16 protein-coding genes and 1 tRNA gene are annotated in these 13,668 nt (G+C 70.4%); 11 read left to right on the forward strand and 6 right to left on the reverse strand.

The features are described from left to right. Positions 1 to 17: 17 nt before the first annotated feature. Both EV683_RS02085 and EV683_RS02090 read right to left on the reverse strand, forming a co-directional pair. Positions 18 to 1,223, reverse strand: coding sequence for a diguanylate cyclase domain-containing protein (locus tag EV683_RS02085; protein ID WP_131861628.1), 1,206 nt, complete (start codon positions 1,221 to 1,223; stop codon positions 18 to 20). Between the two features lie 293 nt (positions 1,224 to 1,516). Beyond that, positions 1,517 to 1,592 (reverse strand) — tRNA-Ala (locus tag EV683_RS02090). A gap of 98 nt (positions 1,593 to 1,690) precedes the next feature. Here EV683_RS02090 and EV683_RS02095 point away from each other — a divergent pair. The 10 genes from EV683_RS02095 (at position 1,691) to EV683_RS02140 (ending at position 9,270) form a co-directional block, all read left to right on the forward strand. Beyond that, positions 1,691 to 1,876 (forward strand): DUF3460 family protein, encoded by a 186-nt coding sequence (locus tag EV683_RS02095; RefSeq protein WP_407919274.1) that lies wholly within the window; start codon positions 1,691 to 1,693, stop codon positions 1,874 to 1,876. A gap of 60 nt (positions 1,877 to 1,936) precedes the next feature. Then, on the forward strand, positions 1,937 to 2,602 hold the full coding sequence (locus tag EV683_RS02100; protein ID WP_131861630.1) for an O-methyltransferase: 666 nt from the start codon (positions 1,937 to 1,939) through the stop codon (positions 2,600 to 2,602). 22 nt (positions 2,603 to 2,624) lie between these two features. Further along, on the forward strand, positions 2,625 to 3,038 hold the full coding sequence (locus tag EV683_RS02105) for a biopolymer transporter ExbD (protein ID WP_066610222.1): 414 nt from the start codon (positions 2,625 to 2,627) through the stop codon (positions 3,036 to 3,038). Then, the gene (gene tolA / locus EV683_RS02110) at positions 3,035 to 3,916 is read left to right on the forward strand and encodes a cell envelope integrity protein TolA (RefSeq protein ID WP_131861631.1); all 882 of its coding nucleotides are present in this window, start codon (positions 3,035 to 3,037) and stop codon (positions 3,914 to 3,916) included. The genes EV683_RS02105 and tolA overlap by 4 nt, the downstream gene beginning before the upstream one ends. Positions 3,917 to 3,956: 40 nt before the next feature. Then, a complete protein-coding gene (gene tolB / locus EV683_RS02115; RefSeq protein ID WP_243694701.1) occupies positions 3,957 to 5,249 on the forward strand; it encodes a Tol-Pal system beta propeller repeat protein TolB in 1,293 nt (430 codons plus the stop codon). Between the two features lie 20 nt (positions 5,250 to 5,269). After that, positions 5,270 to 5,791, forward strand: a complete 522-nt coding sequence (gene pal, locus EV683_RS02120) for a peptidoglycan-associated lipoprotein Pal (RefSeq protein ID WP_066610231.1) — start codon at positions 5,270 to 5,272, stop codon at positions 5,789 to 5,791. Between the two features lie 70 nt (positions 5,792 to 5,861). Further along, entirely contained in the window at positions 5,862 to 6,611 is a 750-nt protein-coding gene (gene ybgF / locus EV683_RS02125) for a tol-pal system protein YbgF (RefSeq protein ID WP_131861635.1), read from the forward strand. Positions 6,612 to 6,716: 105 nt separating this feature from the next. Then, positions 6,717 to 7,208, forward strand: coding sequence for a 5-(carboxyamino)imidazole ribonucleotide mutase (purE, locus tag EV683_RS02130; RefSeq protein ID WP_131861637.1), 492 nt, complete (start codon positions 6,717 to 6,719; stop codon positions 7,206 to 7,208). After that, the gene (locus EV683_RS02135) at positions 7,205 to 8,344 is read left to right on the forward strand and encodes a 5-(carboxyamino)imidazole ribonucleotide synthase (protein ID WP_131861639.1); all 1,140 of its coding nucleotides are present in this window, start codon (positions 7,205 to 7,207) and stop codon (positions 8,342 to 8,344) included. Before purE ends, EV683_RS02135 begins: the two co-directional genes overlap by 4 nt. A gap of 53 nt (positions 8,345 to 8,397) precedes the next feature. Then, positions 8,398 to 9,270, forward strand: coding sequence for a phosphoribosylaminoimidazolesuccinocarboxamide synthase (locus EV683_RS02140; protein WP_066610238.1), 873 nt, complete (start codon positions 8,398 to 8,400; stop codon positions 9,268 to 9,270). Between the two features lie 101 nt (positions 9,271 to 9,371). On the opposite strand, the gene EV683_RS02145 is transcribed toward EV683_RS02140, so the two are convergent. Both EV683_RS02145 and ruvB read right to left on the reverse strand, forming a co-directional pair. Then, positions 9,372 to 10,271, reverse strand: a complete 900-nt coding sequence (locus tag EV683_RS02145; RefSeq protein WP_131861641.1) for an ROK family protein — start codon at positions 10,269 to 10,271, stop codon at positions 9,372 to 9,374. 2 nt (positions 10,272 to 10,273) lie between these two features. After that, positions 10,274 to 11,308, reverse strand: a complete 1,035-nt coding sequence (gene ruvB, locus EV683_RS02150) for a Holliday junction branch migration DNA helicase RuvB (protein WP_131861643.1) — start codon at positions 11,306 to 11,308, stop codon at positions 10,274 to 10,276. Positions 11,309 to 11,412: 104 nt separating this feature from the next. Here ruvB and EV683_RS02155 point away from each other — a divergent pair, with 104 nt between their 5' ends. Beyond that, complete coding sequence (locus tag EV683_RS02155) at positions 11,413 to 12,222, forward strand: ChaN family lipoprotein (RefSeq protein WP_131861645.1); 810 nt, start codon at positions 11,413 to 11,415, stop codon at positions 12,220 to 12,222. A gap of 79 nt (positions 12,223 to 12,301) precedes the next feature. Here EV683_RS02155 and EV683_RS02160 read toward each other — a convergent pair whose 3' ends face one another. Together EV683_RS02160 and ruvA are read right to left on the reverse strand one after the other, a co-directional pair. After that, positions 12,302 to 13,039, reverse strand: coding sequence for an NYN domain-containing protein (locus EV683_RS02160; protein WP_131861647.1), 738 nt, complete (start codon positions 13,037 to 13,039; stop codon positions 12,302 to 12,304). A gap of 3 nt (positions 13,040 to 13,042) precedes the next feature. Next, the gene (gene ruvA, locus EV683_RS02165; RefSeq protein ID WP_131861649.1) at positions 13,043 to 13,636 is read right to left on the reverse strand and encodes a Holliday junction branch migration protein RuvA; all 594 of its coding nucleotides are present in this window, start codon (positions 13,634 to 13,636) and stop codon (positions 13,043 to 13,045) included. Positions 13,637 to 13,668: the final 32 nt, after the last annotated feature.

Below are 13,668 nucleotides of genomic sequence, written 5' to 3' on the forward strand. Positions count from 1 at the left end.
GGCGGCCCGGTGCGGGCTCAGCCGGAAGCCAGCGGCGACGCGTCGCGCTGCCGCTTGGCGCGGTACATCATGTTGTCGGCGTGGCCGAGCAACTGTCTCTCGTCGTCGCCGTCCTCGGGGAAGTGCGCGATGCCGATGCTGGGACGGGTGAGGAGGGGCCGGCCGTCGAGGCCCAGCGGGGCGTCGAAGGCGTGCTGGATGCGCGCCGCGACGCGATGCGCGTAGTCGGGCAGCGCCTGGTCCTCGATCAGCACGACGAATTCGTCGCCACCGAGCCGCGCGACCGTGTCGGTTTCGCGCACGCACGTCTTCAGGCGCACGGCGAATGCCTGCAGCAGCCGGTCGCCGGCCTCGTGGCCCAGGGTGTCGTTGATCCGTTTGAATTTGTCCAGGTCGAGGTAGAGCAGCGCCAGACGGCTGCCGTCGCGGCGCGCCCGGGCGAGCGCCTGTTTCAGCCTGTCGTTCAGCAGGCCCCGGTTCGGCAGCCCGGTCAGCTCGTCGTAGCACGCCATGTGCAGCAGTCGGCCCTGCAACTGCTTGCGCTCGATCGCGGTCGCGATCTGCGCGCCGACATACTGCAGCAGTTCCAGATCCTCGGCGGCGTGCGGTGCGCAGTCCCCGCCGCCCTCGAGCACGAGCGCGCCGATCGTGCTCTCGCCGGCGCGCAGCGGCACGGCAAGGCGGCCCGCTTCATCGCGCGGGACATCCGCCCGTCCGTGTTGTGCGTCGTGCAGCGCGACCGTGAAGCGCCGCCCGGGAAACAGCGCCGACACGATGGCGTGGATGCGCCGGTACAGCGCGCTCAGGTCTTCCGCCGCGTGCGCCGCCTCGGAAATCGCGAACAGCGCCGCCTGCAGCGACTCGGCACGCTTGCGCTCGCTGATGTCGTGCGCGACGGCGATGCGGAAGCGGTCCTTCTCCGACCAGCGGGCCGACCAGCGGATGTGGACGGTCCGGCCGTCCTTGTGGATGTAGCGGTTCTCGAAGTGGGGGTTGGGCCGTCCGGCCATGATGTCGCGGGCGGCCTGCAGCGTCCTGTCCAGGTCGTCCGGGTGGATGAGTGCCGTCATCGGCTGCCCGACCATTTCGCCGGGCGTGTAGCCGAAGATGCGCTCGGCGGCGGCGCTGACGAACAGGAAGCGTCCCTCGGCGTCGACGACGCAGATCGCGTCGAGCAGCAGGTCGGAGAAGTTCGTCAGGTCGAAAAGCGTGTCGTTGCTCATGCCGGTCGCACTCGTGTCGGGGTGGTGCGTATCGTCAGGCGGGCACTCCCTCGAGTCATGCGCTTTGCCCGGGACGTGTCGTCTGTTCGTAGTCTAGGGAGGAAAGGGGGGCGTGGCTATCGCTTCGTGAGGCGGGCCGGCCGGCGACCGACGGCAAGGGGGCAAAGGGTGGGGCGCCGGGCGGTGGGGAAGGCCGGCGAAAAGGCAAAAGCCCCCGGGTAAGGGGGGGCTTGGCGGTGCGGGCCGGGCAGACGGCTTGCGCGAGGGGGCACCCCGCAAGCCATTGAATTCGCTGGTGGACCGGATGAGGATCGAACTCACGACCTTCGCATTGCGAACGCGACGCTCTCCCAACTGAGCTACCGGCCCTACGGCGACGATTCTACTTCGGCTGGCACGCGGCTGACAAGCGGGGGTGCCGGCTGCGCGTTTTGCGGTACACTAGCGCGGTTTAGTGGAGGTCAAGCATGAGCATGTACCAGTCGGATTTCACCCGTTTCATGAACGGTTTTCTCGAGCAGAACCCCCAGGTGGATTCGCAGCGCCGCGAGCTGCGCCTGACCTGGTGGGACCGCAAGCTCGACCTGGACGAGCAGCGCCGCTTCAAGGAGGCGCGCGTGCCGCAAAAGCCCTATGTCTACCAGCCCGACTGATAGCCCGGCGAGCGCAGCCAGAACGCCCTTTCGGGCGTTTTGTCATTTGAAAGGGACAAGATGACGCGGCGAACCCTTTCGCTCGACGGGCGTCTGTACGATTACCTGCTTGGCGTCGGCGTGAAGGAGTCGCCGGCGCTGGCGCGGCTGCGCGAGGCGACCGCCGGCCACCGGCTCGCGAAGATGCAGCTCGCGCCCGAGCAGGGCGCGCTGCTGCAGTGGCTGGTGCGGCTGACCGGCGCGCGCCGCTATCTGGAGATCGGCGTGTTCACCGGCTACAGCGCGCTGGCGGTGGCCGAGGCGCTGCCCGCCGACGGCCGCGTCGTCGCCTGCGACGTGTCCGACAGCTTCACGCGGATCGCGCGCGAGCACTGGCGCGCGGCCGGCGTGGCGGACAGGATCGACCTCAGGCTCGCGCCGGCGCTCGACACGCTGGCGGCGCTGTTGGCCGAGGGCCGCGCCGCGAGCTTCGACTTCGCGCTGATCGACGCCGACAAGCCGAACACGCCGGCCTACTTCGAGGCCTGCCTGAAGCTGGTGCGCCCGGGCGGCGTGATCGCGATCGACAACGTGTTCCTGAACGGACGGGTCGCCGAGCCGCAGCCCGACGACCCGCCCGGCGTCGCCATCCTCGCCGCCTTCAACGCGGCGCTGCGCGACGACGCGCGCGTCGACGCGACCGTGCTGCCGATCGGCGACGGCCTGACGCTGGCGCGCGTGCGCTGACGAAAGACGAGATGACATCGAGATGCTGAACCGACGCCCCCGCCGCCAGATGAACCAGATGAACGTCGTGCCTTATATCGACGTGATGCTGGTGCTCTTGGTGATCTTCATGGTGACCACGCCGCTGTTCACGCCCGGCGTGATCGACGTGCCCAGCGTGTCGAACGCGCGCGCGCCGGACAGCCGGCCGCTCGAATTGCTGCTGGCGGCCGACGGCGGCGTGCAACTGGTCGACGAGAACGACCGGCAGACCTTCGCGTCGATGGCCGCGGCGCTGCCGCGCGTCGCCGAGCTGGCCGGCTCCGGCCGCCCGGTCGCGGTGTCGGCGTCCGGCGAGTCGAAGTACCAGGACGTGGTGAAGGTCGCCGACGAGCTGTACCGCGCCGGCGTCAAGCGCGTCGCGCTGACCGTCAGGCAGGAGAACGCAGCGCGATGAGCACGCGTCGAGCCTGGCCGTGGTTCGCTTCCGCCGCGCTGCACGCCGTGCTCGCCCTGGCGGTGCTGTGGGCGCAGTGGTGGCAGCCGCAGCGCGAGACGCCGCGCGCGCTGTCGGTCGAGCTGTGGGAGGGCGCGGCTGCGCCGGCGGCCCAGAGCGCGGCGGCCGACGTCGAGCCGGTCGCGCCGGTCGAAGCGCCGCCGCCCGCGCCAGAACCCGCCCCCGCGCCGCCGCCCACCCCGCCGGCCGAGGTCAACCTCGGACGCAAGCCGCCGAAGGAGGCGCCGCCGCGGGCCGACATGCGGGCCGAAGCGCCGAAACCGGAGCGCCCGCCCAGGGTCGAAGCAAGACCCGAACCCAGGCCCGAACCGAAACCGCAGCCGAAGCCCGAAGCCAAGCCGAAGGTCGAGGCGAAGACCGGCGCCAGGCCCGCGCCGGACAAGGCGGCGACAGCCGCCAAGCCGGCCGCGCGCGCCAGCCAGGAGGCCGACGACCTGTTGGCCGAGCTCGGCCAGGGCAGCCGGGGTGCCGGCCGCGACCGCGCGACGCAGGCCGGTGCGAAGGGGCAGGGCGCCGAGGGCGGTGCGGCGAACGGCTCGGCCAACCTTGCGGCCTACCAGAACCGGGTCGTGCAGAAGCTGAGGCCGCTGGTCGAGGTGCCGGACGACCTGACCGGCAACCCGTCGGTCGAGCTGCGCGTCGCGCTGCTGCCCAGCCTCGAGGTGCGCTCGGTGCAACTGGTCCGCTCGAGCGGCCACGCCGGCTACGACGCGGCGGTGCAGCGCGCCGTCCGCGAGGCGCGCACCTTCCCGAGCCTGATGGACGGCATGACGTTCGACGACGTACGCACCGTCAGGCTGGTGTTCCGGCCGCGTTGAGCCGGCCGCGCCGTTGAACCTAGCAGGAGAATCCATGTCGATGACTATTCCCACCCCGTGGCGCCGCTGGCTGTCCGGGCTCGTGTTCGCCGCCGTCGCGCTCGTCGCGCGCGCCGAGATGACGGTCGAGATCGTCGGTGGCGACGCCGGCCGGCTGCCGATCGCCGTCGTGCCGTTCAAGGACGAGGCCAGCCGCGTGCGCGAAGCGCTGACGCCGACGGTGAAGGGCGATCTGGGCTTCACCGGCGTGTTCCGGCTGCTGCCGACCGACGGCGTCGCCAACCTGCCGTTCGCGCCGGGCGAGATCCGCCACGCCGACTGGCAGGCGGCCGGCGCGAAGTACCTGGCGGTCGGCCGCGTCGAGCCGGCGTCGGGCGGGCAGGTGAGGATACGCTTCGAACTGGTCGAGGTCGGCAGCCGCCGCCAGCTGACGCAGGGCGAGTTCACCGTCGGTCCCGAGCGCGCGCGCGACGTCGCGCACACCATCGCCGACATGATCTACGAAGCGGTCACCGGGCAGCGCGGGGTGTTCAACACCCGCATCGCCTACGTGATGAAGAGCGGGCGCGACTACCTGCTGCAGATCGCCGACGTCGACGGCGGCCGGCCGCAGACGGTGCTGCGCTCGAAGGAGCCGATCATCTCGCCGGCCTGGTCGCCCGACGGGTCGCGGCTTGCCTACGTGTCGTTCGAGACCAGGAAGCCGGTGGTGTGGGTGCAGAACCTGGCCACCGGCGCGCGGCGCGCGGTCGGCAACTTCAAGGGCAGCAACTCGGCGCCGGCGTGGAGTCCGGACGGTACGCGGCTGGCGCTGACGCTGACCACCAGCGGCAACTCGCAGATCTACGTGATGAACGCCGACGGCGGCAGCCCACGCCGCGTCGCTTACAGCGACGCGATCGACACCGAGCCGACCTGGACGCCGGACGGCGCGAGCCTCTTGTTCGTGTCCGACCGCAGCGGCGGCCCGCAGATCTACCGCGTCGACGCCGGCGGCGGCACGCCGCAGCGGCTGACCTGGCAGGGTAGCTACAATGTGTCGCCCAAGGTGTCGCCGGACGGCCGGCGCTTCACCTACATCCGCAAGGAGGGCGCGCGCTTTCGCGTGATGCTGCAGGAGTTCGGCTCCAGCGACGCGCGCGTGCTGTCCGACGCCGCCTACAACGAGCGCCCGAGCTTCGCGCCGAACGGCCAGATGGTGCTGTACGCCAGCGACGAGGGCCGCAAGAGCGTGCTGTACGCGGCGCACCCGGAGAGCGGCCAGCGCATCCGGCTCGGCACCGTCGACGGCGACGTGCAGGACCCGGCCTGGGGGCCGTTCAATACGCCTTAACCCAAGAAAAAGGAAATGCCATGAACTGGAAGACCTCGCTGATCGGCTTGTCCATCGTCGCCGCGCTGGCGGCCTGCTCGAGCACCAAGCCGGCCGACGCCGGCGCCGCGGCTGCCGGCAGCGGTGCGACCATCGTCGACGGCAGCGGCGCGGGTGGCGCCGGCGGTGCCGGCGCGCTCGACCCGCTGAAAGACCCGAACAGCCCGCTGGCCAAGCGCAGCGTCTACTTCGACTTCGACTCGTCGGCGCTGCGCGACGCCGACAAGGCCACCGTGTCGGCGCACGCCGGCTACCTGGCCGGCCGCCCGGAGCAGGCCGTGCAGATCCAGGGCAACACCGACGCGCGCGGCAGCCGCGAATACAACCTCGCGCTCGGCCAACGTCGCGCCGAGGCGGTGAAGAAGTCGCTGCAGGTGCTGGGCGTCAAGGAGAGCCAGGTCGAGGCGGTCAGCTACGGCAAGGAGAAGCCGCGCGCCACCGGTAACAGCGAGGCCGACCACGCCGAGAACCGCCGCGCCGACATCGTCTACGACGGCCGCTAAGCGCCGCGCCCCCTGTGTCAGAACCGGACCGGGCCTGCGTGCCCGGTCTTGTCCGTTCCGAGGAGTCACCATGAGACTGCCCCCCCGCCTGATCGCCGCCGGCCTGCTGCTCGGCGCCGTGGCCGGCTGCGCCACGACCGGCGAGGTCGAGGAAACCCGCCGCCAGATCGAGTCGGTCAACCGGCAGGCGCAGCAGCGCCTTGAGCAGATCGAAACCAAGCTGTCGAACGAGAAGCTGCTCGAGATGATCGGCCAGATCGACGGCCTGCGCGCCGAAGTCGCACGCCTGAAGGGCGAGGTCGAGATGCAGGCCTATAACCTGCAGACCACGCAGAAGCGCCAGAACGACCTCTACAACGACCTCGACGGCCGGCTCGGCCGGATCGAGGGCGGCGCCGAGAAGCCGGCCCCGGCCAGCGCCGTCGCACCGCCGCCGGCCGAGGAGAAGGCGCAGGCCGGCCCGGACTTCGAGCGCGCGCTGACGCTGTTGCGCAACCGCGACTTTCCGAAGGCGACCGACGCGCTGCAGCGCTACCTCGCCGCCAACCCGGCGGCCGACCAGGCGCCGGACGCGCAATACTGGCTCGGCGTCGCGCACACCGCGCAGAAGCAGTACGACGCGGCGATCGACATCCACCGCCGCTTCGCCGACAAGTACCCCAACCATCCGAAGGCGCCCGACGCCTTGCGCAACGTCGCCAACTGCCAGCGCGACCTCGGCCAGGCCGACATCGCGCGCGCGACGCTCAACCGTCTGATCAAGCTCTACCCGAAGAGCGCCGCCGCCGCGCGCGCGCGCGAAGAGCTGCCCAAGCTATAAAGGGAAGACCGGTCCGCCCGCGCCGCCCTCCTAGGGACCGCCCCGATTGGGGCGGTACGCGGCCTTCGCTAAAATGGCGGACTTTATTCCGCACGGAGTGACGCCATGATCGAAGTCGGCATCGTAATGGGCAGCAACAGCGACTGGGAGGTGATGCAGCACGCCGCCCGGGTGCTCAAGGACTTCGGCGTGCCCTGCGAGACCCGCGTCGTGTCGGCGCACCGCACCCCCGACCTGATGTTCGAATACGCCGAACAGGCGCGCGGCCGCGGCATCAAGGCCATCATCGCCGGCGCCGGCGGCGCCGCCCACCTGCCGGGCATGCTCGCCGCCAAGACCACCGTGCCGGTGCTCGGCGTGCCGGTGCCGTCGCGCTACCTGCGCGGCGAGGATTCGCTGCTTTCCATCGTGCAGATGCCCAAGGGCGTGCCGGTCGCCACCTTCGCGATCGGCGAGGCCGGCGCCGCCAACGCCGCGCTGTTCGCGGTCGCGCTGCTCGCCAACCACGACGCCGACCTCGCCGCCAGGCTCGACGCCTTCCGCCAAAAGCAGACCGAAACGGTGCTGGCGATGACCCTGCCGGAGCTCGACGCATGAGCGCCAAAGCCATCCTGCCGCCGGCCATGCTCGGCATCCTCGGCGGCGGCCAGCTCGGCCGCATGTTCGCCGCCGCCGCCAAGACCATGGGCTACCGCGTCACCGTGCTCGACCCGGACCCGCTCGCGCCGGCGGCCGACTTCGCCGACGTGCACCTTGCGGCGCCGTTCAACGACGCGCAGGCGCTCGAAACGTTGGCCAAGACCTGCGCCGCCGTCACCACCGAATTCGAAAACGTCAACGCCGACGCGATGCGCGATCTGGCGCGCCGCGGCGTGCGCGTCAGTCCGTCGGGCGACTGCGTCGCCGTCGCGCAGGACCGCATCGTCGAGAAGGGCTGGGTCAAGAAGGCCGGCCTCGCGACCGTGCCGTATCTGGCGATCGAAACCGTCGACGACCTGCACACCGAGCTCGAACCCTATCTGCCGGGCATCCTCAAGACCGCGCGGCTCGGCTACGACGGCAAGGGCCAGGTGCGCGTCGACACGCCCGAGGCCGCCCGCGCCGCCTACGCCAACCTCGGCGGCCAGGCCTGCGTGCTCGAAAAGCGCGTCGAACTGAAAACCGAGGTGTCGGTGGTCGTCACCCGCGTCACCCACGCGCAGATGAGCACCTTCCCGGTCGCCGAGAACCGCCACGTCAACGGCATCCTCGACGTGTCTATCGTGCCGGCCGGCATTCCCGCCGCCCTTGCGGAACAGGCGCAGCAGATGGCGCGCCAGCTGGCCGACGCGCTCGACTACGTCGGCGTGCTGGCGGTCGAATTCTTCGTGCTCGAGGACGACACGCTGCTGGTCAACGAGATCGCGCCGCGTCCGCACAACTCCGGCCACTACACGCTCGACGCCTGCGTCACCAGCCAGTTCCAGCAGCAGGTGCGCGCGATGTGCGGCCTGTTGCCCGGCAGCACCACGCTCCTGAAGCCCGCGGTGATGGTCAACCTGTTGGGCGACGTGTGGCTCGAGGGCGGCGGCGAGCCGAACTGGGCGGTGCTGATGGAAGCGCCCAACGTCGAGTTGCACCTCTACGGCAAGAAGGAAGCCCGCCCGGGTCGCAAGATGGGGCACTTCACCGTGCTCGCCGATTCGGCCGAGGCCGCGCTGACGCAGGCCGAGGCGCTCAAGGACACCCTGTAACACGCCCGAGGCGACCGCGAGCCGGTCGCCTCGTCATTTCTGGAATAGCAAACATGACCGGCACCCCGACTTCGCTGAGCCTCAAGAAAATCTACTCCGGCAAGGTCCGCGACCTGTACGAGATCGACGACAAGCGCATGCTGATGGTCGCCACCGACCGCCTGTCGGCCTTCGACGTGATCCTGCCCGACCCGATCCCGGGCAAGGGCCAGATCCTGACCGCGATCTCGAACTTCTGGTTCGACAAGCTGAAAGACCTCGTCCCCAACCACTTCACCGGCGACAAGGTCGAGGACGTGGTACCGGCGGCCGAGCTGCCGCTGGTCGAAGGCCGCGCGGTGGTCGCCAAGCGCCTCAAGCCGGTGCCGGTCGAGGCGATCGTGCGCGGCTACCTGGCCGGTTCGGGCTGGAAGGAATACCAGCAAAGCGGTTCGGTGTGCGGCATCAAGCTGCCGGCCGGCCTGAAAGAGGCCAGCAAGCTGCCCGAGGTGATCTTCACGCCGTCGACCAAGGCCGCCGTCGGCGACCACGACGAGAACATCTCGTACGAACAGTGCGAAGCCGTCATCGGCAAGGAACTGGCCGCCAAGGTGCGCGACACCGCGATCGCGCTGTACAGCGCCGCCGCCGAATACGCCGCGAGCCGCGGCATCATCATCTGCGACACCAAGTTCGAATTCGGCCTCGACGAAGACGGCACGCTGACGCTGATGGACGAGGCGCTGACGCCCGATTCCAGCCGCTTCTGGCCGGCCGAGAGCTACGCCGAGGGCACCAACCCGCCGTCGTTCGACAAGCAGTTCGTGCGCGACTGGCTCGAGTCCACCGGCTGGAACAAGCAGCCGCCGGCGCCGGCCGTGCCTTTGGAGGTCGCGCAGAAGACCGCCGACAAGTACCGCGAGGCGCTGGAGAAGCTGACCGCCTGAGCGCATTCGGCGTCGCATTGAAAAGCTCGGCCAACCTTCGAGGGTTGGCCGAGCTTTGTTGTCTGAGGGTCTTGTTTGTTGACCCAATGAGATAGGGCGCCTTATTCCGCCCACAGCCACGCCGCGCCCCGCACCCCCGAGCTGTCGCCGTGCTTCGGCGGCACGAGCCGCGTCGCGACCGCATCGGAAAACACCCATTCGGTCCACAGCCTCGGCACGGTGTCATAGAGCCGCGCGACGTTCGACAGCCCGCCGCCGAGCACGATCACGTCGGGGTCGACGAGGTTGATCACGCCGGCGAGCGACCTGGCCAGCCGGCGCTCGTAGCGCTCCAGCGTCGCTTGCGCGCAAGCGCCGTCGCCGCCCTCGGCCAACTTCACGATCTCGGCGGCGGTGAGCGTCACGCCGTTGAGCCGCGCGTGGTCCGCCGCCATGCCGGGGCCGGACAGATAGGTCTCGATGCAGCCCATGCGGCCGCAGTAGCAGGCGGGCAGCGGAAGGTCGGCCGCCTCGGGCGAGGGCAGCGGGTTGTGGCCCCACTCGCCGGCGACGCGGTTGGCGCCCTCGATCAGTCGGCCGTTCACCACCAGCCCGCCGCCGACGCCGGTGCCGAGGATGACGGCGAACACGACGGGGGCGCCGGCTGCCGCGCCGTCTGCGGCTTCCGACAGCGCGAGGCAGTTGGCGTCGTTGGCGATGCGCACTTCGCGGCCGAACAGCGCTTCCAGGTCTTCCTTCAAGGGCTGGCCGTTCAGGCAGGTCGAGTTGGCGTTCTTGATGCGGCCGGTGAGCGTCGAGAGCGCGCCGGGCGTGCCGAAGCCGAGCGTCGCGGTGACGCCCAGCTCGGCCTCGGCCGCGTCGACCAGCGCCTTGATCGCGGACAGCGTGCCGGCGTAGTCGCCCTGCGGCGTCGGCACGCGGCGGCGCAGCAGCGTGCGGCCGTCGCTGTCCAGCGCGATCAGTTCGATCTTGGTGCCGCCGAGGTCGACGCCGAAGCGCATGGTCAGTCCCGCGTCGGCAGGCCGAAGTGCGCGAAGGCGAGCGCGGTCGCCATCCGGCCGCGCGGCGTGCGCTGCAACAGGCCCTGCTGGATCAGGAAGGGTTCGATCACGTCCTCGATGGTGTCGGTCGATTCGCCGATCGCCGCCGCGACGTTGTCCAGGCCGACCGGCCCGCCGGCGAACTTCTCGAGGATGGCCTGCAACAGTTTGCGGTCCATCACGTCGAGGCCGGCGTGGTCGACGTCGAGCATCGCCAGCGCCGCGTCGGCGACGGCGGCGGTGACCACGCCGTCGGCCTTCACCTCGGCGTAGTCGCGCACGCGGCGCAAGAGGCGGTTGGCGATGCGCGGCGTGCCGCGACTGCGCCTCGCGACCTCGAAGGCGCCGTCGTCGGACAGCTGCACGTTCAGAAGGTTGGCCGAGCGCGCGACGATGCGGGTCAGTTCGTCGGCGTTGTAGAACTCCAGTCGCGCGACGATGCCGAAGCGGTCGCGCAGCGGGTTGGTCAGCATGCCGGCGCGCGTGGTGGCGCCGACCAGCGTGAACGGCGGCAGGTCGATCTTGACCGAGCGTGCCGCCGGGCCTTCGCCGATCATGATGTCGATCTGGTAGTCCTCGAGCGCCGGGTAGAGGATTTCCTCGACGACGGGGCTTAAGCGGTGGATCTCGTCGATGAACAGCACGTCGTGCGGTTCGAGGTTGGTGAGAAGCGCCGCGAGGTCGCCGGCGCGCTCCAGCACCGGGCCGGAGGTCTGGCGCAGGTTGACGCCGAGTTCGCGCGCGACGATGTGCGCCAGCGTGGTCTTGCCCAGGCCCGGCGGGCCGAACAAGAGCACATGGTCGAGCGCCTCGCCGCGCTTCTTGGCCGCCTCGATGAAGATTTCCAGCTGCTCGCGCGCCTTCTTCTGGCCGACGTATTCGTCGAGCAGTTTGGGACGCAGCGCGCGCTCGAGCGCTTCTTCCTGCTGCGACAGGCTCTGCTGGGTGACGATGCGGCGCTCGGGCGCGCCGCCGATCAGGTTGTCGGTTTCGATCATGGCGGGATTTCGCTGCAAAAGGCACGGAACAGCCGCTAGTGTAACGTAGTCGCAAGCGGGGCACGGCCAGGCGTGGCCGCGTCCCTTGTCGAGGAGCCCGATTCATGCGTGTCGCGATCGTTTTTTCCGTCCTTCTGGGGCTGGCCGGCTGCGCCGCCCCGGGCCCGCGCGCGGCCTGGACGCCCGAGCGGCTGGCTGCGCACCGCGTCGTGCTGCTGGGCGAGGTGCACGACAACGCCGACGGCCATGCCAAGCGGCTGGCGGCGCTGGCGCGCGCGGTGGAGGGCGGCTGGCGGCCGGCGCTGGCCTTCGAGCAGTTCGACCGCGAACGGCAGGGCGCGCTCGACGCGGCGCGGCCGCGTTGCGGGCGCGACCCGGACTGCGTGATCCGCGCCGGCCTCGGCGACGTCGCGCCGGCGGCGTCGGGCTGGGACTGGAGCTTGTACCGGCCGCTGGTCGCGCTGGCGCTGGACTACGACCTGCCCGTCGTCGCGGCCAACCTGTCGCGCGCGGACGCGGCGCGGGTGATGCGCGAGGGCGTCGCGCCGGTGCTGGGCGACGCGTGGGCGGCCAGGTTGGCCGAGCCGCCGGCCGAGCTCGTCGCCGCGCAGCGCCGCGAGGTCGAGGCCGGCCATTGCGGCAAGCTGCCGGCGGCCGTGGTGGCGCGGATGGCGGACGCGCAGATCGCGCGCGACGCGGTGATGGCGGCCATCGTCGATGCGCACGCGGCGCGCGGCGTGGCGCTGATCGCCGGCAACGGCCACGTGCGCCGCGACGTCGGCGTGCCGCGCTGGCTGGCGGCGCCGGCGCTGTCGGTCGGCTACGTCGAGGAGGCGGCCGCGCCCGGCGTCTTCGACGTCGCGGTGGCTATCGCGCCGCAGCCGCGGCCCGACCCGTGCGCGGCGTTCCGTTGAGGGCGGGGCGTGGGACGTGAAAAAGGCTCGGCCAACCTTGGGAGGGTTGGCCGAGCCTTTGAGTTTTAGACGCCGGGTGTCAGCCCTTCTTGCCGTTGCCCTGCTTGAGCCGGATCAGGAAGTTGCCGCGCGCGCCGTCCTGGCTGATCTCGAACCAGCCGGACTTGTTGACGAGGTCGGACAGGTTGCGAAAACCGTAGTTGCGCGGGTCGAAGTCCGGCATCCATTCGCCGAGCAAGGAACCGACCGGGCCGAGGTTGGCCCAGCCCTCGTCGTCGCAGCGGCTCTCGATCGCCTGGCGGAAGCGCTGGCGCAGCGCGCGCGACAAGGGTTGCAGCGCGGCCTTCTTCTTCGGCGCCTCGTTCTCGCGGCTCGGCGCGTCGTCGTCCGGCTCGCTGCCGAGGATCTCGACGTAGACGAACTTGCTGCACGCGTTGACGAAGGCGGCCGGCGTTTTCTGCTCGCCGAAGCCCCACACCTCGAGCCCATCCTCGCGCAGCCGCGTCGCCAGCCGCGAGAAATCGCTGTCGCTCGACACCAGGCAGAAGCTGTGGAAGCGCCCCGAGTGCAACAGGTCCATCGCGTCGATCACCATCGCGATGTCGGACGCGTTCTTGCCCTTGGTGTTCGGAAACTGCTGCACCGGGTGGATCGCGAAACGCGCGCACAGCTCGCGCCAGGCGCGGTCGTGCTTGCTGAAGTCGCCGTAGACGCGCTTGAGGGCCAGCACGCCGAGCCGGCTGGCCTCCTCGAGCACGTTGCCGATCCAGTCGGGCGAGACGTTGTCGGCGTCGATCAGTACCGCGACGTTGGCCATCGCTTATCCCTTCACCAGTCCCTTGAGCGCGAGGCGGATGCCCTCGCTGACGCCGACGTTCGCCGGCAGCGTCTTGAGCGCGGCGGCGGCCTCCTTCTCGTTGTAGCCGAGCGCCAGCAGCGCGTTGGCGATGTCGTCGGAAGGCTGCGGCTCGGGCGCCAGCGGCAGGCCGCCCGGCGTGGCGACCACGCCGCCTGTGACGAGCTTGCCGCGCAATTCGAGCACCAGCCGCTCGGCGGTCTTCTTGCCGATGCCGGGGATGGACGACAGGCGCTTGATGTCCTCGGACGCGATCGCGACCGCCAGCTCGTCGGCGGTCAGCGCCGACAGGATGGCCAGCGCGATCTTGGCGCCGATGCCGCTGACCTTGATCAGTTGGCGGAAGGTCTCGCGCTCGGCGCGGCTGGCGAAGCCGTACAAGAGGTGGGCGTCCTCGCGCACCGCGAGGTGGGTGAACAGCGTGACGGGGTCGTTCAGGTGCGGCAGCTGGTAGAAGGTGCTCATCGGCACGTCGACTTCGTAGCCGACGCCGCCGACGTTCACCACCACCTGCGGCGGCTGTTTTTCCATCAGGGTGCCGATCAGGCGTCCGATCATGTTCGTCCTTGCGTGTGTAAAGCTTGGCCGCG

This window comes from Crenobacter luteus, assembly GCF_004345725.1.
In the GTDB taxonomy this organism is placed as follows: Bacteria; Pseudomonadota; Gammaproteobacteria; order Burkholderiales; family Chromobacteriaceae; genus Crenobacter; species Crenobacter luteus.

Coding starts and splice junctions, on each gene's coding strand:
- EV683_RS02085 (WP_131861628.1), bottom strand. CDS start 1,223: ATGAGCAACGACACGCTTTTCGACCTGACGAACTTCTCCGACCTGCTG.
- EV683_RS02095 (WP_407919274.1), top strand. CDS start 1,691: ATGAGCATGTACCAGTCGGATTTCACCCGTTTCATGAACGGTTTTCTC.
- EV683_RS02100 (WP_131861630.1), top strand. CDS start 1,937: ATGACGCGGCGAACCCTTTCGCTCGACGGGCGTCTGTACGATTACCTG.
- EV683_RS02105 (WP_066610222.1), top strand. CDS start 2,625: ATGCTGAACCGACGCCCCCGCCGCCAGATGAACCAGATGAACGTCGTG.
- tolA (WP_131861631.1), top strand. CDS start 3,035: ATGAGCACGCGTCGAGCCTGGCCGTGGTTCGCTTCCGCCGCGCTGCAC.
- tolB (WP_243694701.1), top strand. CDS start 3,957: ATGACTATTCCCACCCCGTGGCGCCGCTGGCTGTCCGGGCTCGTGTTC.
- pal (WP_066610231.1), top strand. CDS start 5,270: ATGAACTGGAAGACCTCGCTGATCGGCTTGTCCATCGTCGCCGCGCTG.
- ybgF (WP_131861635.1), top strand. CDS start 5,862: ATGAGACTGCCCCCCCGCCTGATCGCCGCCGGCCTGCTGCTCGGCGCC.
- purE (WP_131861637.1), top strand. CDS start 6,717: ATGATCGAAGTCGGCATCGTAATGGGCAGCAACAGCGACTGGGAGGTG.
- EV683_RS02135 (WP_131861639.1), top strand. CDS start 7,205: ATGAGCGCCAAAGCCATCCTGCCGCCGGCCATGCTCGGCATCCTCGGC.
- EV683_RS02140 (WP_066610238.1), top strand. CDS start 8,398: ATGACCGGCACCCCGACTTCGCTGAGCCTCAAGAAAATCTACTCCGGC.
- EV683_RS02145 (WP_131861641.1), bottom strand. CDS start 10,271: ATGCGCTTCGGCGTCGACCTCGGCGGCACCAAGATCGAACTGATCGCG.
- ruvB (WP_131861643.1), bottom strand. CDS start 11,308: ATGATCGAAACCGACAACCTGATCGGCGGCGCGCCCGAGCGCCGCATC.
- EV683_RS02155 (WP_131861645.1), top strand. CDS start 11,413: ATGCGTGTCGCGATCGTTTTTTCCGTCCTTCTGGGGCTGGCCGGCTGC.
- EV683_RS02160 (WP_131861647.1), bottom strand. CDS start 13,039: ATGGCCAACGTCGCGGTACTGATCGACGCCGACAACGTCTCGCCCGAC.
- ruvA (WP_131861649.1), bottom strand. CDS start 13,636: ATGATCGGACGCCTGATCGGCACCCTGATGGAAAAACAGCCGCCGCAG.